Raw genomic sequence first — 14177 nt, 5'->3', positions numbered from 1 at the left:
GCGAGCGTGAAGTCACACGACCCCCATGGGTCATCGCGAGGCCGGCGACCAGGGATGGGACTGGAAGTGCTCGGTGAGCAGCTCCAGCAGCGCGCGCACGGCCGGCGACACGTGACGGGCGCTCGGGTACACGGCGAAGAGGGGCACGGGAGGTGGCGAGAAGCGCTGGAGCACTTCGCGGAGTGTTCCGGCGGCCACCGCCTCGGCGGAGTGAATCTGGGAGAGTCGCGCGAGGCCCACGTCGGCTACGGCCAGGGCGACCAGCACCCGGAAGCTGTTGACCGCGACGCTCGGGACGATGGACACGGAGAGCGGCTTCTTGTCTCCCCGGAAGGTCCACGTCGTCGGCGTATTGGAGCCGGTCATCGCCAGGCAGCGGTGCTTCATGAGCTCCCGAGGCTCCTTGGGCGTGCCCGCGCGACGCAGGTATGCGGGGCTCGCGAACACCCCTATCTGCTGGGGCGCGCCCAGGCGCCGGGCGATGAGGCGTGAGTCGTCCAGGGTGCCTGCGCGGACCGCGATGTCGTAGCCCTCCTCGACCAGATTCACGCGCCGGTCGGTGAGGTCCGCCTCCAGCTTCACCTCGGGATAGCGGGAGGCGTAGACGGCGAGCAGGGTGTCGAGCACGTTCTGCCCCAGCTCGAAGGGCATCGTCATTCGCAGGCGCCCGCTCGGATGGGCCTGGAGCTTGCCGACCACGGACTCGGCGTCGCGCAAGGCGGCGATGGCCGGGGCGACCTCGCGCTGGTAGCTGGCGCCAATGTCGGTGAGCGTCAGGCTGCGAGTGGTCCGCGCGAAGAGCCGCGCGCCGAGGTGCTCCTCCAACCCCGCCACCCGCTGGCTGAGCGTCGACTTGGGGATGCCCAGCTTGCGCGCGGCGCCCCGGAAGCTGCCCTGCTCGGCGACCTCCAGGAACGCGATGACGGCGTTGGGGTCCGCCTGACGGATTGTCCGCATGGCCGGACAGTACTTCCCAAATCATTCGATTGGCCACAATGCCCCACGGGAGCACATTCCCTGGCGTCACCCCGCCAAGGAGCGGACTCATGAACCTCTTTTCTTCCTACCGTCTGGGCCCCACCGAACTCGCCAACCGCGTCGTGATGGCGCCAATGACTCGCAGCCGGGCGCCGAGCGCGCTGCCCAACGCGCTGATGCGCGAGTACTACACGCAGCGTGCCTCCGCCGGGCTCATCATCACCGAGGGCATCGCGCCGTCTCCGAACGCGCTGGGCTATGCCCGCATCCCGGGCCTCTTCTCTCCGGAGCAGGTCGACGGGTGGCGCGCCATCACCCGGAGCGTCCACGAGGCGGGCGGGCGCATCTTCGCCCAGCTCATGCACGTGGGGCGCATCGCGCATCCGCACAACCTCCCGGCGAACGCCCGCATCCTCGCGCCGAGCTCCGTGCGTCCCGAGGGCACCATGTACACGGACCAGGCGGGCCTGCAGCCGTATCCGTCCCCGGAGGCGATGAGCGAGGCGGACCTCCGCGCGACTCGCGACGAACTGGTCCAGGCGGCGCGCAATGCCATCGCGGCGGGCTTCGACGGCGTCGAGTTCCATGGCGCCAATGGCTACCTGCTGGAGCAGTTCCTCCACCCGCACACCAACCGTCGCGAGGATGCCTACGGTGGCAGCGCGGAGAACCGCGCCCGCTTCGTCGTGGAGGTGGTGCGGGCGGTGTCCGAGGCCATCGGCGCGGAGCGCGTGGCCATCCGGCTCTCGCCCTACAGCACCTACAACGACCTGCCCGCCCACGAGGGTGTCCAGGAGCAGTACACGGTGCTGGCGCGTGAGCTGCGCGGCCTGGTCTACGTTCACCTCATCGCGAGCGTGGAGAAGGGGTTCACCGCGACGGCGGACGCCATCCGACGTTCCTTCGGCGGGCCCATCATCCTCAACGGGGGCTTCACCCGTGACCGCGCGCAGGCCGCGCTCGACGCGGGACGCGCCGACTTGATTGCCTTCGGCCGGCCCTTCATCGCCAACCCTGACCTCGTCGCACGGATGAAGGGCGATGCCGAACTCGCGGCCCCTGACTTCCAGCGGCTCTACACACCGGGCGCGGAAGGCTACGTGGACTACCCCGCGCTCGGCTGACGGCGAGCCCACGGCCCGGACAAGGCCCTTCATCGTCATGACAACAGTGACTGAATGGCACTTCTATCGGAGATGCTGCTTTGAGTTGATGGGATTCCGTGGGCAGATGAGGGCCGTTGCTGACAGCAGCCTCGAGCGGAGGACCTCGTGTCCACGGATAACTACTATGTGCGGGTGGGGAAGACAGCGGGGCGGGAAGTCACCCTGCACTGTCTGACCGGCTTTGGTGGCGGCTTCACGGACTACGATTCAGGCCGCGCCTTCGGCTTGATGCTGCTCCTGGACGCGAAGAGACGCGCTGACCCTACCGAGTTTCTGGTGAGGGGCTTGCCGAAGGCAGTGGCGAGGGAACGGGTCGCCCTGGCGAAGAAATCAAGCAAGGCAAAGTCGCCCCTTCATGCGGAGCTGGGCGAGCCCCCCGTCTGGGACGCCGCGTGGCACGCCGAACACACGCCGCGCTTCGTGGCGCGCTCTCGCCTTCTCGCGCGGCACAACGCGGTCGGCGAAGGGCGGCTGCAGAAGATCATCGACGAGCTCTCCCCCCTCCAGCAAAAGGGGAAGGGACTCTTCCTGGACGCCGCCTGGGCGCGTCTTCATCACTTCGACGTCTCGGTGGAAGTGACGGATGAGAAGTACCTCCAGCACCTCGTGGAGGGGCACGTCTTCGGAACGACGGCCTACGACGCCTGGATCGAGAAGCAACTGCCCCCGAAGAAGAAGGTGTCGGCGAAGAAGCCGAAGCTGGCGAAGCCGAAGCTGACGAAGCCAAAGCTGACGAAGCCGAAGCTGACGAAGCCGGCGAAGCAGCCCGTGACCGCCCGGCGCAATGAAAAGAAGCGACGACCCTCCAGGGCTGGAACCTGAAGGGCTCCTCGTTCATCGGACGTTCGACCTCTCGACGTTGACGGTGTCGGCGAGCCGACGCCGCGCTACCAGCGGGCGTGGGGGTTGGCCACCTGCCGCGTCGTCGCGTTGAGCCGGTTCCAGAGGTTGACCAGGCCAATGGACATCACCAGGGTCCCCAGGGCCGTCTCGTCGTAGTGCCGGGCCGCTTCCTTCCAGACGTCGTCGGGGACGGGGTCCGAGCGGTCGCTGAGCCGGGTGACGCACTCGGTGAGTGCCAGCGCGGCGCGCTCGGCGTCGGTGAAGTAGGTCGTGTCGCGCCAGGCGGCCACCGCGAAGAGGCGGTCATCGGTTTCCCCGGCCTTCTTGGCCATGCGCGGGTGCATGTCCACGCAGACGCCGCAGCCGTTGATTTGACTGGCGCGCAGGTGGACCAGGTCGAGCGTCTTCTGTGGCACGCCGCCCTTGTGGGTGGCCGCTGCCAGGGCCTGCAGGGCGTTCATGGCCTCGGGGACGACCATCGCGGGGTTCTTCATGCGGGAGTTCATGGTGAGGACGCTCCAAGGGCCTCCAGGGCCCTGGCTGATGGGTGGACCGAACATCCGCGTGCGTGTCATTCCGGCTGCGTTACGTTCGGCGCCGCGGTGACGGACCTCAGCGAAAGAGTGTGACCGGTGGACGAAAAGAATCTGCGGGCCGAGGGCTTCGAGGCACACCGGGTCCACTTGCGAGCCGTGGCCTATCGGATGCTGGGTTCACTCAGCGACGCGGAGGACGCTGTCCAGGAGTCCTGGTTGCACTTCAGCCGGGCGGACACCCATGACGTCGCGAACCTGCGGGGCTGGCTGACCACGGTCGTCTCGCGCGTGTGCCTGGACCAGTTGCGCTCACGCGAGTCGCGCCGTGAGGAGCCCTCGGAAAGCAAGGGCGTGGAGCTGCTCGCCAGTCACGCGGCCGGCGGCAATCCCGAGCAGGAGTCGCTCATGGCGGACTCGGTGGGGTTCGCGCTGCTCGTGGTGCTCGAAGCCCTGAGTCCTCCCGAGCGCATCGCCTTCGTGCTGCACGACATGTTCTCCCTGACGTTCGACGAGATAGCGCCCATCGTCGGGCGCAATGCGACGGCGACCCGGCAGCTCGCCAGCCGCGCGCGTCGTCGCGTACACGGCGCGGCCCTGTCACCGGAGGCGGGCCTCACCGCGCAGCGAGACGTCGTCGCCGCCTTTCTCTCCGCCGCGCGCAGTGGAGACCTCGATGCGCTGCTCGCCGTGCTGGACCCCGAAATCGTCGCGCGCACGGATGCGCGGGTCCTGCCCGCGGGAGCACCGAGGGAGGCTCGCGGGGCGAGAGAGGTTGCCCGGCAGGCGCAGATCAACGCGGCCCGGGGCGGCTTCGCTCAACTGGGGCTCATCAACGGAAAGGTCGGACTCATCGTGGCTCCGGGAGGACGGCTGCTCTCTGTCCTCGTCTTCACCATCAGCGATGGGAAGGTCCGCGCCCTCGAATCCATCTTCGACCCGGAGCGTCTGGGGCGGCTGGAGCTGGCGGTATTCCCGGCCTGAGCCGCGTCGACTTCCGGGGGGCGCTCGTCACCAGGCCGCGCCGCTCAAGCTGCTCTCCCGGAGCAGGCCGTCGGGCAGCACCGTCAGGAAGCGGCGGGCCGCCGGGTGCCACGCCGTGGGCACCACGGTGGAGTCTTGGAGGAGCCGCTCGCCCGTCTCCACATCCCACACGGTGGTGCCCGTGTCCTTCGCGCTCACGAGCAGCAGGTTCCCATCGCACCTGAACGCTCCGCGCGGTCCCGGGAACCATCGCACCAGCTTCCCGGTCTCGACGTCGAAGAGCATCGCGGCGTCGAGCAGGGTGTCGACATCCCCGCCGAAGCCCCAGACGGCCAGGGTGCGCGGGCCCACGAAGCACAGCGGGCCATCCCAGTGGTACGAGCACTCGCGCAACTGCTTCAGGGAGGGGCCGTCCTCGGACTCCCAGACGTTCTCGTGGACCCAGCGCCGCAGGGAGAAGGCGGTCAGGATGCCCACCGGGTGCCAGACCCACCCGTCGTCCACGAGCCAGTTCCCATCCGGAGACACCGTCAGGCCGCAGTGGAAGTAGTCGAGCTCGTGTTGTGTCCGGGGCTCGCCGGGCTTGCCTCGCCGGGTGGACTCTCGCGGTGTCAGCAGCTCCCCGGTGGCCGGGTCCGACACGTCCAGTCGGTTCCAGGCCGTCGCGTGCGCCAGCAGCGTCCTGGTGCCGTCGCGAAAGAAGGCCACGGGAAACTCGCAGCGCTTCTCATGGTACGAGCCCCGGTCCAGCGGCATCGTCACCTTGCCGGAGGCCAGCTCCATGACGAGGCCTTTCGCGCCGCGCGAGTTCACCACCGCCACGTAGCGCCCGCACGGCGAGACGTGCAGCACCAGCTCGGCGGAGAGGTCGAGCGTGCCCGTGCCCACGACACCTGTGTGCGTGAGCGAACCCTCTTCGAGGTCGAGGCGAAGCAGCTCGCCCTGCTCGTTCACCGCGAGCCACTGCGAGCGAGGCTCGGTGCCCAGCGCGATGAGGCCGCGAAGCGTCTGGCCCGCGAGTGCGGGGAGGGAGTGCTCCCGGTGCTCGAAGTGGAGCGCGGTCGCCCGCGTGCGCACGCCGGGGCGTCCGATGATGCCCATCAGCGCGGAGGTCCTCCCCAACCTCACGTGCTGGCAGGCCGCGCAGATGCTCCGGAACTCCTGGCCAGGCAGGGCCACCCGAGCGCAGTCCTCGCAGAGCAGGTCGTGGTGGACGCCCTGGCCCGTGAAGCGGACGTGGTAGCCCGCGTCCTCGTCCTCCACGAGGTGCGCACACCACTGTCCCGCGAGAGGTGCGGCATGGCCACATGCGAGCTGGTTCATCATCTGTCCTCCTGGTTCCACTTCAAGGTCGACTCGACGAAGCGCGACCCTGGGTAGGACGAGCCGCTCGCGGGCGGGTGGCTCGAGTTCCAGGCATGAAATAAAGCTTCACGAACATCCCCCTGGTGCATCTCGTCGGGCGAGAGGCTGTTCGGCAAGGTACCCGAGGCCGCTCAACTCCGCATCCGACGCGAGCGCTGGTTCGTTCGATGAAGCGTGTGACTCCTCAAGGCACGGTGGTGTTCCTCGCGAGCTCCGACGACATGAACGCGCGAATCTCGGAGACGACCGTGTCCGCGTGGTCCTCGAAGAAGAAATGGTGTGCGTTGGCGAGCTCGATGGTGTGGTGGCTCGGAAACGTCTGTTCCCAGCGGACACGGTCCGCCTGAGGAAAGCCGGGGTCGTCGAGCGCCCAGAAGATGAGCGCCGGCTTGTGGACGAGGGCAGGCAGGCCCGCTTCGACCTCCTCGAAGAAGGTGTGCGCCTTCGTGATTTGTCCTGGATAGAAAGTGGCGATGCCACGGCGCTCGAGTGGCTGGAAGGGCCGCAGGTAGACGTCGCGCACGTTGCGAGGAAGCTCCCGGACGATGCTGTCCTTCAGCCCGAAGGAGGCGATGGCGTTGAAGTGGTGCTGCGCGAACGCGCCAATGGGGCCGCCCGCGATGACGGACCACATCCCCCGGGGCTCGCTCGTGCTCGTCTTCCACGCCCAGGTGCTTCCCAGGATGACGCGCTGGACGAGCTCGGGGCGCCGCGCCGCGAAGTGCGTTCCGATGGGACCGCCCCAGTCCTGCATGACCAGCGTCACGTCGCGAAGGCCGAGGTGCTCCGCGAACTCCTCCAGGACGCGACTCTGCTCGCCGGGCGTGAAGCCGAAGCCGGGAGGCGCTGTCGACAGGCCGAAGCCCGGGTAGTCGAGGGCGACACAGCGGTAGGAGCCGCGCAGTCCTCGAATCAAATCCCTCCACTGGAAGGACCACGAGGGGTTGCCGTGCAGGAAGAGCAGCGTGTCGCCCGTGCCCTCGTCCACGTAGTGGATGCGCGCGCCACTGGGGAGGTCGACGAACCGGTGCTCGGCGTCGAACATCGCGCGAGGAATCTCGCCGACGAGGGACTCCGGGCCGTGGGGCAGTTCGTGCTCCCCCGCGAGCGCCGTCACCACGCCCGCGGCTTCGAGCGTGCCGAGGAGCACGAGGGCGACTGTCCGCACCCGTGAGCGCGAGGACTGTTCGACCGCGCGTGGAGCGAGCCAGGCCACGGCGAGCGCCACGGTGATGAGGGCGGGGAGTGCCGCGACGGCGAGTCCGTCACGGCCCAGCACGGCCATCCCGAGGAGTAGCACCAGCGCCAGTCCCAGTGTGGCGGTCGCCAGCATCGAACGGGGCCGGGAGACTCGTCCGGTGAGCCAGCCGTGGCCGAAGGCGGCGAGTACCGCGACGAGGACACACACGGGAGCCAGGACCGCGTACCGCAGCTCCGGGAAGAAGGAGAACTCGTGTGCATGGGGCCGTGCCTCCATGGCGAGCGTCGCGAGGAGGACGGTGGGCACGGAGGCACGCAGGCCCGACTTGAGCAGGTGGAGGATGTGGGGCCGCGTCCACGTCATGGGGGCGTTGGGACGGAGTGATTCGAGGGGCATGGGGGTTCTTCCGGAAGACGAGGTGAGGGGGCTCGCTGGCGGCGATGCGCGCGGCGAGCCCGAGGAGGACCGCGGTCGTGGGGCTACCTGAACGCGGCGGCGTGTTCGTTCGCCCAGGCCGCGAAGGTGCGGGGCTTGCGTCCCAGCACCTGCTCGATGGCGGGGGACACCGTCACGGCGCCGCCGGCCTTGATGGTCGCCATTACCTCCAGCATCCCCTCGACGAGCGGCGCGGGCATGCCCGCTTGCGACATCGCGTCGCGTGCCGCCGAGGGAGGCACGTCGACGAAGCGCAGGGGCCTTCCCACCGCCGCGCCGATGAGCGCCACCTGCTCGTCGAAGCTCAGCGCCTGGGGGCCGGTCAGCTCGTAGCGTTTGCCCTCGTGCCCCGGTTGGGTGAGCGAGGAGACAGCGACGGCGGCGAGGTCCCTGGGGTCCACCACCGCCACCTTGCCTTCTCCCGTCGCGGCGAACGCGGTGCCCTGCGTCTTGAGGGTGTGCGCCCAGCCGAGCGCGTTGGTGTTGAACCCGCCCGCGAGCAGGACGGTCCACGCGAGCCCGGAGGACTCCAGCGCCGCCTCCACGTCACGATGCCAGTTGCCGATGGCCAGCGCGTCGCGGGTCGGACCAAAACCCATCGAGGAGAACTTCACGACGTGGCGCACGCCAGCGGCCCTGGCCGCGTCGAGCCCGTGCAGCTCGATTCGCGCGGGCCCCGTCGTCAGCAGGAAGAGCTTCTCGATGCCCGCGAAGGCCGCGCCGAGTGTCTCGGGTCTCGCGAGGTCTCCTTGGACGACCTCCACGGCGCCGCCGTGCTTGGACGCCTTCGCCGTGTCGCGCACCAGGATGCGCACCCGCTGCCCTGCTTCGACGAGCTGCTGAACGACCAGGCTGCCGACCGTTCCATTCGCGCCAGTGACCAGAATCATGTGGGAACCTCTCTTTCGCGAAGTACAGTACGTCCCGAGCGGAGGACTTTCAGTGCCTGGAACTCCAGATGAAGTGTCCAATCGTCCAGACGGAGCGGCTCCATCGGGAGTCGACCCTTTCAGCGACGTGTTCACCGCGATGCGGGTCCGGAGCGCGCTGTACTGCCGGATGGAGGCGACCGCGCCCTGGGGTGTGCGTTTCCCCGGCTCACCGCACGCGAAGTTCGGACTGGTGACGCGGGGGAGTTGCTGGCTGGAGGTGACAGGGGAGCCCAAGGCCATCCCCCTGCGCGGCGGGGACTGCTACGTCGTCGCGGCCGGGCTGGGCGTCACGGTGCGCGATGCGCCGCGCACGCGTGCCCAGGATGGGGAGGCCCTCATCCGCACGAAGACGGGAGACCTCCTGCGCTTCGGCGGTGGCGGCGCGGCGACCCAGGTCATCACCGGGCTGTTCGAGTTCGACGCGTGGAGCGGCCAGTCGGTCTTCGAGCTGTTGCCGAGCGTCCTCTGTGTGCGGGGTGACGAGGCGCAGGCCAGCGCGCTGGGGGCCACGCTCAATCTCCTGGCGCTCGAAACCGCGACGTCCACCATCGGCTCACCCGTGGTCATCAACCGGCTGGCGGAGATTCTCTTCGTGCAGATGATTCGCGCGCACTACACGTCGGGAGGCGCGGGGGAGCTGGGGTGGCTGGCGGCGCTGGGGAACGCACCGCTCGGGGCCGCGCTGCGGGCCATGCACCACGCGCCCGCACAGCCCTGGTCCGTCGAGGCGCTCGCCCGCATCGCGGGCATGTCACGCTCCGCCTTCGCGCTGCACTTCAAGGCGAAGGTGGGTGAGACGCCGCTGGAGTACCTGACGCGCTGGCGGATGTACAAGGCGGGCTGCCTGCTGCGGGACGGAGACCTGGGGCTCGCGGAGGTCGCTGACGCCGTCGGGTACGAGTCCGCCGGGGCCTTCAATCGGGCCTTCCAGCGCGTCCACGCGCGGACGCCGGGAGAGTTCCGGCGGTTCATCCGTCAGCAGGCCCCGTCGAGTGCCACGGGCGCGCCCGCCTGAGCCGCTCCCTGTTCAGGAGCGCGGCACGTCGGAGGAGGGCGCGGCCTCCTGGGCGTCGACCACCTCGACGTTGCGGAAGTTCTGGCAGGCCTGCTGGAAGCCGAGCACGTACTTCAGCGAGCGCGCCTCCTGCGTCAGCTTGTGCCACCACCTGCGGGGCAGGCTGGGGCCAATCGCCGCGGGCAGCTCCTGGGCGCTCTCGTTCAGGTCCAGGTAGTGCGTGGCCGTGCGGCCCAGGCCCTCGAACTCGTGCTCGAGCCCCCGGGTGAGCTGGCGCAGCTCCGGCTGGAGCCGCTGGTGCACCGAGTCGGTCATCAGGAAGTACTCGGACACGGGGACGTCGTTCTTCAGCATCCGGTGCACGAGGATGACGTCCACGCCCGCCAGCTCGGTGAGGTGCTTCACGCGCTGGAAGGCGACCTCTCCGGAGTGGGCCACGAACTTGAGCGTCAGGCCGCCGACCTGCATGCAGCCCTCGCACTTGCACATGCGGTCGACGATGAGCCGCTCGCGTCGGGCGAGGAAGGCGCGGCGGATGTCGGCGATTTGCCGGGCCAGGACGCTGCAGTCGTCGCCGACGGCGTAGAAGAACGCCGCGTCCCCTTCGAGCTTCGCGAGCTTGAGCTTGCCGGAGGCGTCGATGACGGCTTCGAGCAACTGCGCCACCGTGTCTTGCGCGTGCGCGAGACTGAAGCGGTGGTGTTTCATGAACCGGGTGTAGCCGCCGATATCCGCGATGAGCAGCAGCGCCTTCTCTGTCGCCATTCGCGTTTCAGCGTATCGCAGGGAGCAGGGGAGGCATAGCGGTGCCTCTCCCTGCCTCGAAGGCTCTAGCCACCCACGACGACGGCCTTGTCCTTCTGCTTCTCCGCCCAGGGCAGGTAGTGGCGCTCCATGAACTCCTGCTTGAAGTCCCGGTACGACGTGATGGCGCCCAGGTAGGACCACCCGCGGATGAAGTGCCAGGCGGGGTCGAACTGGTAGGACAGGAAGCCCGCGCGGGCTCCGTGCGGATAGAGGTGGTGGTTGTTGTGCCACTCGCCCGTGATGAGTCCCGGCCAGAGCTGGTTGATGGACTGGTCCTTCATGTTGAAGTCCACGCCATCGCGTCGGCGGTCCTTCCCGCCTCCGTGTCCGTCATAGTTGAACGTCCGCACGCCCACGGCCCACACGCCGGACCAGCCGAAGAGGGCCAGCGCCAGGGCGTGGCCGCCCAACAGGAAGAACACGCCGTACCAGACCGCCCAGTTCGCCAGGAAGTGCGCCACGGTCCAGCCGGGGTGACAGAGCGAGCCCCACTTCTGGTACTGCTCATAGCTGTTCAGGTGCACGCCCGTGTGCTCCATGAGCTTGCACAGCTGCGAGTAGTCCTTGGCGCTCAAGTCCCTGCGGATGCCCTGGTGATTCACGTCCGCCAGGAAGCAATAGAGCCAGCCGGCTTTCGCGTTGTAGGGGTCCCCCGGCGTCTCCACCTTGGCGTGGTGGACGTGGTGGGAAATGACATACGCCTCTTCCGAAATCGTCTTCACCACCAGGTTGCGGCAGAGCTCACGGAAGAAGGCGTTCTTGAACTGGAAGGCCCGGTGCGTCGAGTACCGGTGGAACCAGATGGTGCCGTGTGTGCCCAGGACCACCATGCTGTAGACGAAGCCCACGAGCAGCAGCCACCAACTGAAATGGTGGGTGAAGAAGAGGGCGAGTGGGATGCCGAAGCCCAGCGTCGTGGTCCACCCGATGAGCGCCAGCCAGTTCTTCCGCGTCCGGAAGATGTTCAGCCGCGCGAAGAACTCCGAGAAGATTTCCCGGTGGGTCGGCACGTAGAGCGCGCCGTTCTTCTCGTAGCCGTAGCTCGGAGGGTCGAGGATGCGGTCCAGAAATGACATGAATTCCCTGAGCAGGCGGCTGGGCGCGTGAAGTGTCGCGGAGTTTGTCATGAAACTCCGGTGGCGGCGCGAAGTGCTACCCGACAATTTCTTCGAGGCGCGGGGGGGGGCGAGGACTCCACGAGGGCGGAAGAATGAGCCCCCAACGGAGGGAAACGCCTCTTGGCTCCGGGCTCATCCTGAAGGTCCGTGACGACCCCGCCCCCTGCCTGGAGCACGGGCGGAAGCCCTGAGTCGCCTGCCTGCTTGTCACAATCAGGTTGTGACGGCGCCCCAGAACAGCACGGCGAAGCCTCCGAGCTCTCCCGCGATGAGGGCGACCATGGAGGCCACCATCACCGCGGGAGGCAGCACTGCACGCCCGAGCCTGTGGGGGCGCTCGAATTGATTGTCCGTGTCTTTCAGGAGGCCGTGGATGACGTAGGTCGAGAGGCCCACCGCGAAGAAGCCGATTTGCGCGATGACGGCGATCAGCTCGACGGCGTCGTCCAACGCGCTGAGGACGACGAAGCGTTCGACGACGAGGCACGCGAACGAATAGAGGAGCGCGGCGCGGTGGGCGATGTCGACGTAGGGCGAGGCCTGGGCCTTGGGGCTCTGGGATATCTGGAGATATTTCCAGACGCCGAAGAGCAGGCCCGCGAGCAGGAAGCCACCGGCGGAAAAGGCCGCGATTTTCTGGGCGAGGTTCATGGCGCGAGTGTGGGGCGCGCGTGTTCCCTGGCGCTTGTACGAACCGGCTACGTCGGGATTGCGCACCCGGGCCCTCGACGTGATGAACCCCCGCGACGGGTGGGTGCCGCACGAGCAGTCGTGACCGAGGCCGCCCGCGAGGAGAGCAGCTGATGCGCCTGGCCGCCGAAGAGGACCACCCGCTCGCCGGCCTCCAGGGGCAGGACGTCCTCGCCGGCGCGCAGCCAGCTGCTTCCCTGTTCCATCCAGTGAAAGGATGCGAAGGGGGCCTCCGGCAGGTCCATGCCCCACGGGGCCCGCAGCTCCCAGGCCGCGTAGATGCTCCCCTTCAGGTTCATCCCACGCAGCACCGCTGACAGCGGCTCCATCCCCATCCCTCCCTTTGGAACGCGAGGCCCACGAATCGGAACGGCCGACAAAGCGGGTGTCCTCCCGTCGTCCTTACAGTGGCACGGCTGGGCGGGAATGCACCCTCGAAACCAGGTCCCCGCCCTGGAGGTCGTCCGTGTCCGGGAAGTCTCGTCGTGTCGCCTTGTTCCTCCTCGTCGCCGCCCTGGGCGTCGCGGGGATTGCCGCCGCACCCCGCCCGTCGAAGTCCTCATCGAACAAGGAGCAGTCCATGATTGTCGAATACATCCGCTATGACATCCCGGCCGAGCGCGCCGACGCGTTCCTCGAGGCCTACCGGGCCGCGGGTGAGCATCTGCGCGCCTCGCCGCACTGCCTGCGCTACGAAGTGAGCCGAGGCTCCGAGGAGCCCCACCACTTCGTCGTCCGCATCGAGTGGGACTCCCTCGAAGGACACATGAAGGGGTTCCGGGGCAGCGCGGCCTTCCAGAAGTTCTTCGTGCTCGTGCGGCCGTTCGTCTCCGACATCCAGGAGATGAAGCACTACGACGTCGACACGGCGTGGACCCGGCCGTGAGCGACGGCGGTGCAGCGTCCGCGGTGCCCACGCTCTACGCGTGGGCGGGTGGGGCGCAGGCCCTGGCGCGGCTGACAGAGTGCTTCTATGCCCGGGTGCGCACCGACGCGCTCCTCGGCCCCATCTTCGAGCGCATGTCCGCGCGGCACCCGGCCCACGTCGCCCTCTTCCTGGGTGAAGTCCTGGGCGGGCCTCGTGCCTACAGCGAGGCGCATGGAGGACATCCCGGGATGCTGCGTCACCACCTGGAGCGGCACCTGACGGAGGCGCAGCGGCGACGCTGGACGGACCTGCTGCTCGACAGCGCCAACGAGGTGGAGCTGCCCTCGGACCCCGAGTTCCGCTCGGCCTTCGTCGCCTACGTCGAGTGGGGCTCCCGGCTCGCCGTCATCAACTCTCAGCCCGGCGCGAGCGTCACGCTGGACGGGCCCATGCCCACCTGGGGCTGGGGTGTCCCTGGCGGCCCCTATCGCCCGGAGACTTGAATGGTGAACTTGTTGGTCGTACAGTAAGTTAACGATGGTCGCCGCCGCGAAGAAGAAGCCCGTGTTGACGAGGGACCCGGAGGGGGTCCGGAAGCGGATCCTCACGGAGGGCACGCGGCTGTTCGCGGAGCGTGGCTTCGCCGGGACATCCTTCCGGGATGTCGCCAACGCGGCGGGCGTGTCCGTGAGCCTGATTCAGCACCACTTCGGGACGAAGGAGTCGCTCTACGCCATCGTGAAGGCCCACGCGGTGGAGGACTCCGCGCGGGCCCACGCACCGGCTCCCGATGATGACGGCCTGGGGCTGCTCACCGAGGAGGGGCTCCAGCAGCTCGTCGGCTTCTTCCGGGCGAGTCCGGAGTGGTCCCGCCTGGCCGCCTGGGCCGCGCTGGAAGGGGACTTGGAGATGTGGCCGGGTGAGGACGACTTCGTCGAACGACAAGCCGCCCAGGTCCGGGCCGCGCAGCGCAACCGCGCCGTCGCGAAGGACGTGGACCCGGAGCTGCTCCTCATCGCCATGGCGGGCCTCATGAAGGCCTGGGTCAGCTACAGCGAGCGCCATGCCCACCGGCTGCGGCACCTGGGCAGCCGCGCTCAGCGGGAACGCGCGTACCTGGCGCTCTGCCTGAAGCTGCTGCGGAACGGTGTCCTGCCCTCCCGCGCGTAACGGGTGGGGACCTGTGCCCCGGTTCGTCGATGCCGCTGGTCAGGCGTCGATAATGAATATTATTATCGAAAT

16 protein-coding genes are annotated in these 14177 nt (G+C 68.4%); 7 read left to right on the top strand and 9 right to left on the bottom strand.

The features are described 5' to 3' along the window. Window positions 1–30: 30 nt before the first annotated feature. Window positions 31–957 carry a LysR family transcriptional regulator gene (locus HUA76_RS29640; protein ID WP_174462718.1) on the bottom strand — a complete coding sequence of 309 codons (927 nt, stop codon included), beginning with the start codon at window positions 955–957 and terminating at the stop codon, window positions 31–33. An 89-nt stretch (window positions 958–1046) separates the two neighbouring features. Here HUA76_RS29640 and HUA76_RS29635 point away from each other — a divergent pair, with 89 nt between their 5' ends. Both HUA76_RS29635 and HUA76_RS29630 read left to right on the top strand, forming a co-directional pair. Next, entirely contained in the window at window positions 1047–2102 is a 1056-nt protein-coding gene (locus HUA76_RS29635) for an alkene reductase (protein WP_174456380.1), read from the top strand. A gap of 147 nt (window positions 2103–2249) precedes the next feature. After that, entirely contained in the window at window positions 2250–2966 is a 717-nt protein-coding gene (locus HUA76_RS29630; RefSeq protein ID WP_174462717.1) for a hypothetical protein, read from the top strand. A gap of 65 nt (window positions 2967–3031) precedes the next feature. Here HUA76_RS29630 and HUA76_RS29625 read toward each other — a convergent pair whose 3' ends face one another. Continuing rightward, complete coding sequence (locus tag HUA76_RS29625) at window positions 3032–3493, bottom strand: carboxymuconolactone decarboxylase family protein (RefSeq protein ID WP_141641480.1); 462 nt, start codon at window positions 3491–3493, stop codon at window positions 3032–3034. A gap of 126 nt (window positions 3494–3619) precedes the next feature. Here HUA76_RS29625 and HUA76_RS29620 point away from each other — a divergent pair, with 126 nt between their 5' ends. Beyond that, on the top strand, window positions 3620–4504 hold the full coding sequence (locus HUA76_RS29620) for a sigma-70 family RNA polymerase sigma factor (protein WP_174462716.1): 885 nt from the start codon (window positions 3620–3622) through the stop codon (window positions 4502–4504). Between the two features lie 27 nt (window positions 4505–4531). Here HUA76_RS29620 and HUA76_RS29615 read toward each other — a convergent pair whose 3' ends face one another. The 3 genes from HUA76_RS29615 to HUA76_RS29605 all read right to left on the bottom strand — a co-directional run bounded on the left by HUA76_RS29615 (window position 4532) and on the right by HUA76_RS29605 (window position 8395). Further along, on the bottom strand, window positions 4532–5830 hold the full coding sequence (locus HUA76_RS29615; protein ID WP_141641478.1) for a WD40 repeat domain-containing protein: 1299 nt from the start codon (window positions 5828–5830) through the stop codon (window positions 4532–4534). A gap of 223 nt (window positions 5831–6053) precedes the next feature. Next, complete coding sequence (locus tag HUA76_RS29610) at window positions 6054–7466, bottom strand: alpha/beta fold hydrolase (protein ID WP_174462715.1); 1413 nt, start codon at window positions 7464–7466, stop codon at window positions 6054–6056. Between the two features lie 83 nt (window positions 7467–7549). Continuing rightward, on the bottom strand, window positions 7550–8395 hold the full coding sequence (locus tag HUA76_RS29605) for an SDR family oxidoreductase (protein WP_174462714.1): 846 nt from the start codon (window positions 8393–8395) through the stop codon (window positions 7550–7552). On the opposite strand from HUA76_RS29605, the gene HUA76_RS29600 reads away from it, so the two are divergent. Continuing rightward, the gene (locus HUA76_RS29600) at window positions 8394–9452 is read left to right on the top strand and encodes an AraC family transcriptional regulator (RefSeq protein ID WP_174462713.1); all 1059 of its coding nucleotides are present in this window, start codon (window positions 8394–8396) and stop codon (window positions 9450–9452) included. The two genes, HUA76_RS29605 and HUA76_RS29600, sit on opposite strands and share 2 nt — an antisense overlap. Window positions 9453–9464: 12 nt before the next feature. On the opposite strand, the gene HUA76_RS29595 is transcribed toward HUA76_RS29600, so the two are convergent. The 4 genes from HUA76_RS29595 to HUA76_RS29580 form a co-directional block, all read right to left on the bottom strand. After that, a complete protein-coding gene (locus HUA76_RS29595) occupies window positions 9465–10217 on the bottom strand; it encodes a DUF2652 domain-containing protein (protein WP_174462712.1) in 753 nt (250 codons plus the stop codon). Between the two features lie 65 nt (window positions 10218–10282). Next, the gene (locus HUA76_RS29590) at window positions 10283–11335 is read right to left on the bottom strand and encodes a fatty acid desaturase (protein WP_174462711.1); all 1053 of its coding nucleotides are present in this window, start codon (window positions 11333–11335) and stop codon (window positions 10283–10285) included. Window positions 11336–11590: 255 nt separating this feature from the next. After that, window positions 11591–12028: a hypothetical protein gene (locus HUA76_RS29585; protein ID WP_174462710.1), complete on the bottom strand. Its 438-nt coding sequence runs from the start codon at window positions 12026–12028 to the stop codon at window positions 11591–11593. Between the two features lie 47 nt (window positions 12029–12075). Beyond that, the gene (locus HUA76_RS29580; RefSeq protein WP_174462709.1) at window positions 12076–12396 is read right to left on the bottom strand and encodes a cupin domain-containing protein; all 321 of its coding nucleotides are present in this window, start codon (window positions 12394–12396) and stop codon (window positions 12076–12078) included. Between the two features lie 137 nt (window positions 12397–12533). Between HUA76_RS29580 and HUA76_RS29575 the strand changes: the two genes are divergently transcribed. From HUA76_RS29575 to HUA76_RS29565, 3 genes are read left to right on the top strand one after another with little or no spacing between them, the layout of a single operon-like run. Continuing rightward, window positions 12534–12953 carry a putative quinol monooxygenase gene (locus tag HUA76_RS29575; protein WP_246137029.1) on the top strand — a complete coding sequence of 140 codons (420 nt, stop codon included), beginning with the start codon at window positions 12534–12536 and terminating at the stop codon, window positions 12951–12953. Further along, on the top strand, window positions 12950–13438 hold the full coding sequence (locus HUA76_RS29570) for a group II truncated hemoglobin (protein ID WP_174462708.1): 489 nt from the start codon (window positions 12950–12952) through the stop codon (window positions 13436–13438). The genes HUA76_RS29575 and HUA76_RS29570 overlap by 4 nt, the downstream gene beginning before the upstream one ends. A gap of 34 nt (window positions 13439–13472) precedes the next feature. Then, window positions 13473–14105 (top strand): TetR/AcrR family transcriptional regulator, encoded by a 633-nt coding sequence (locus HUA76_RS29565; protein ID WP_174462707.1) that lies wholly within the window; start codon window positions 13473–13475, stop codon window positions 14103–14105. The last annotated feature ends 72 nt before the right edge of the window (window positions 14106–14177 follow it).

Source organism: Myxococcus sp. CA056 (genome assembly GCF_013336715.1).
Classification (GTDB): domain Bacteria; phylum Myxococcota; class Myxococcia; order Myxococcales; family Myxococcaceae; genus Myxococcus; species Myxococcus llanfairpwllgwyngyllgogerychwyrndrobwllllantysiliogogogochensis.
This window is presented reverse-complemented; position numbering and strand designations above follow the sequence as displayed.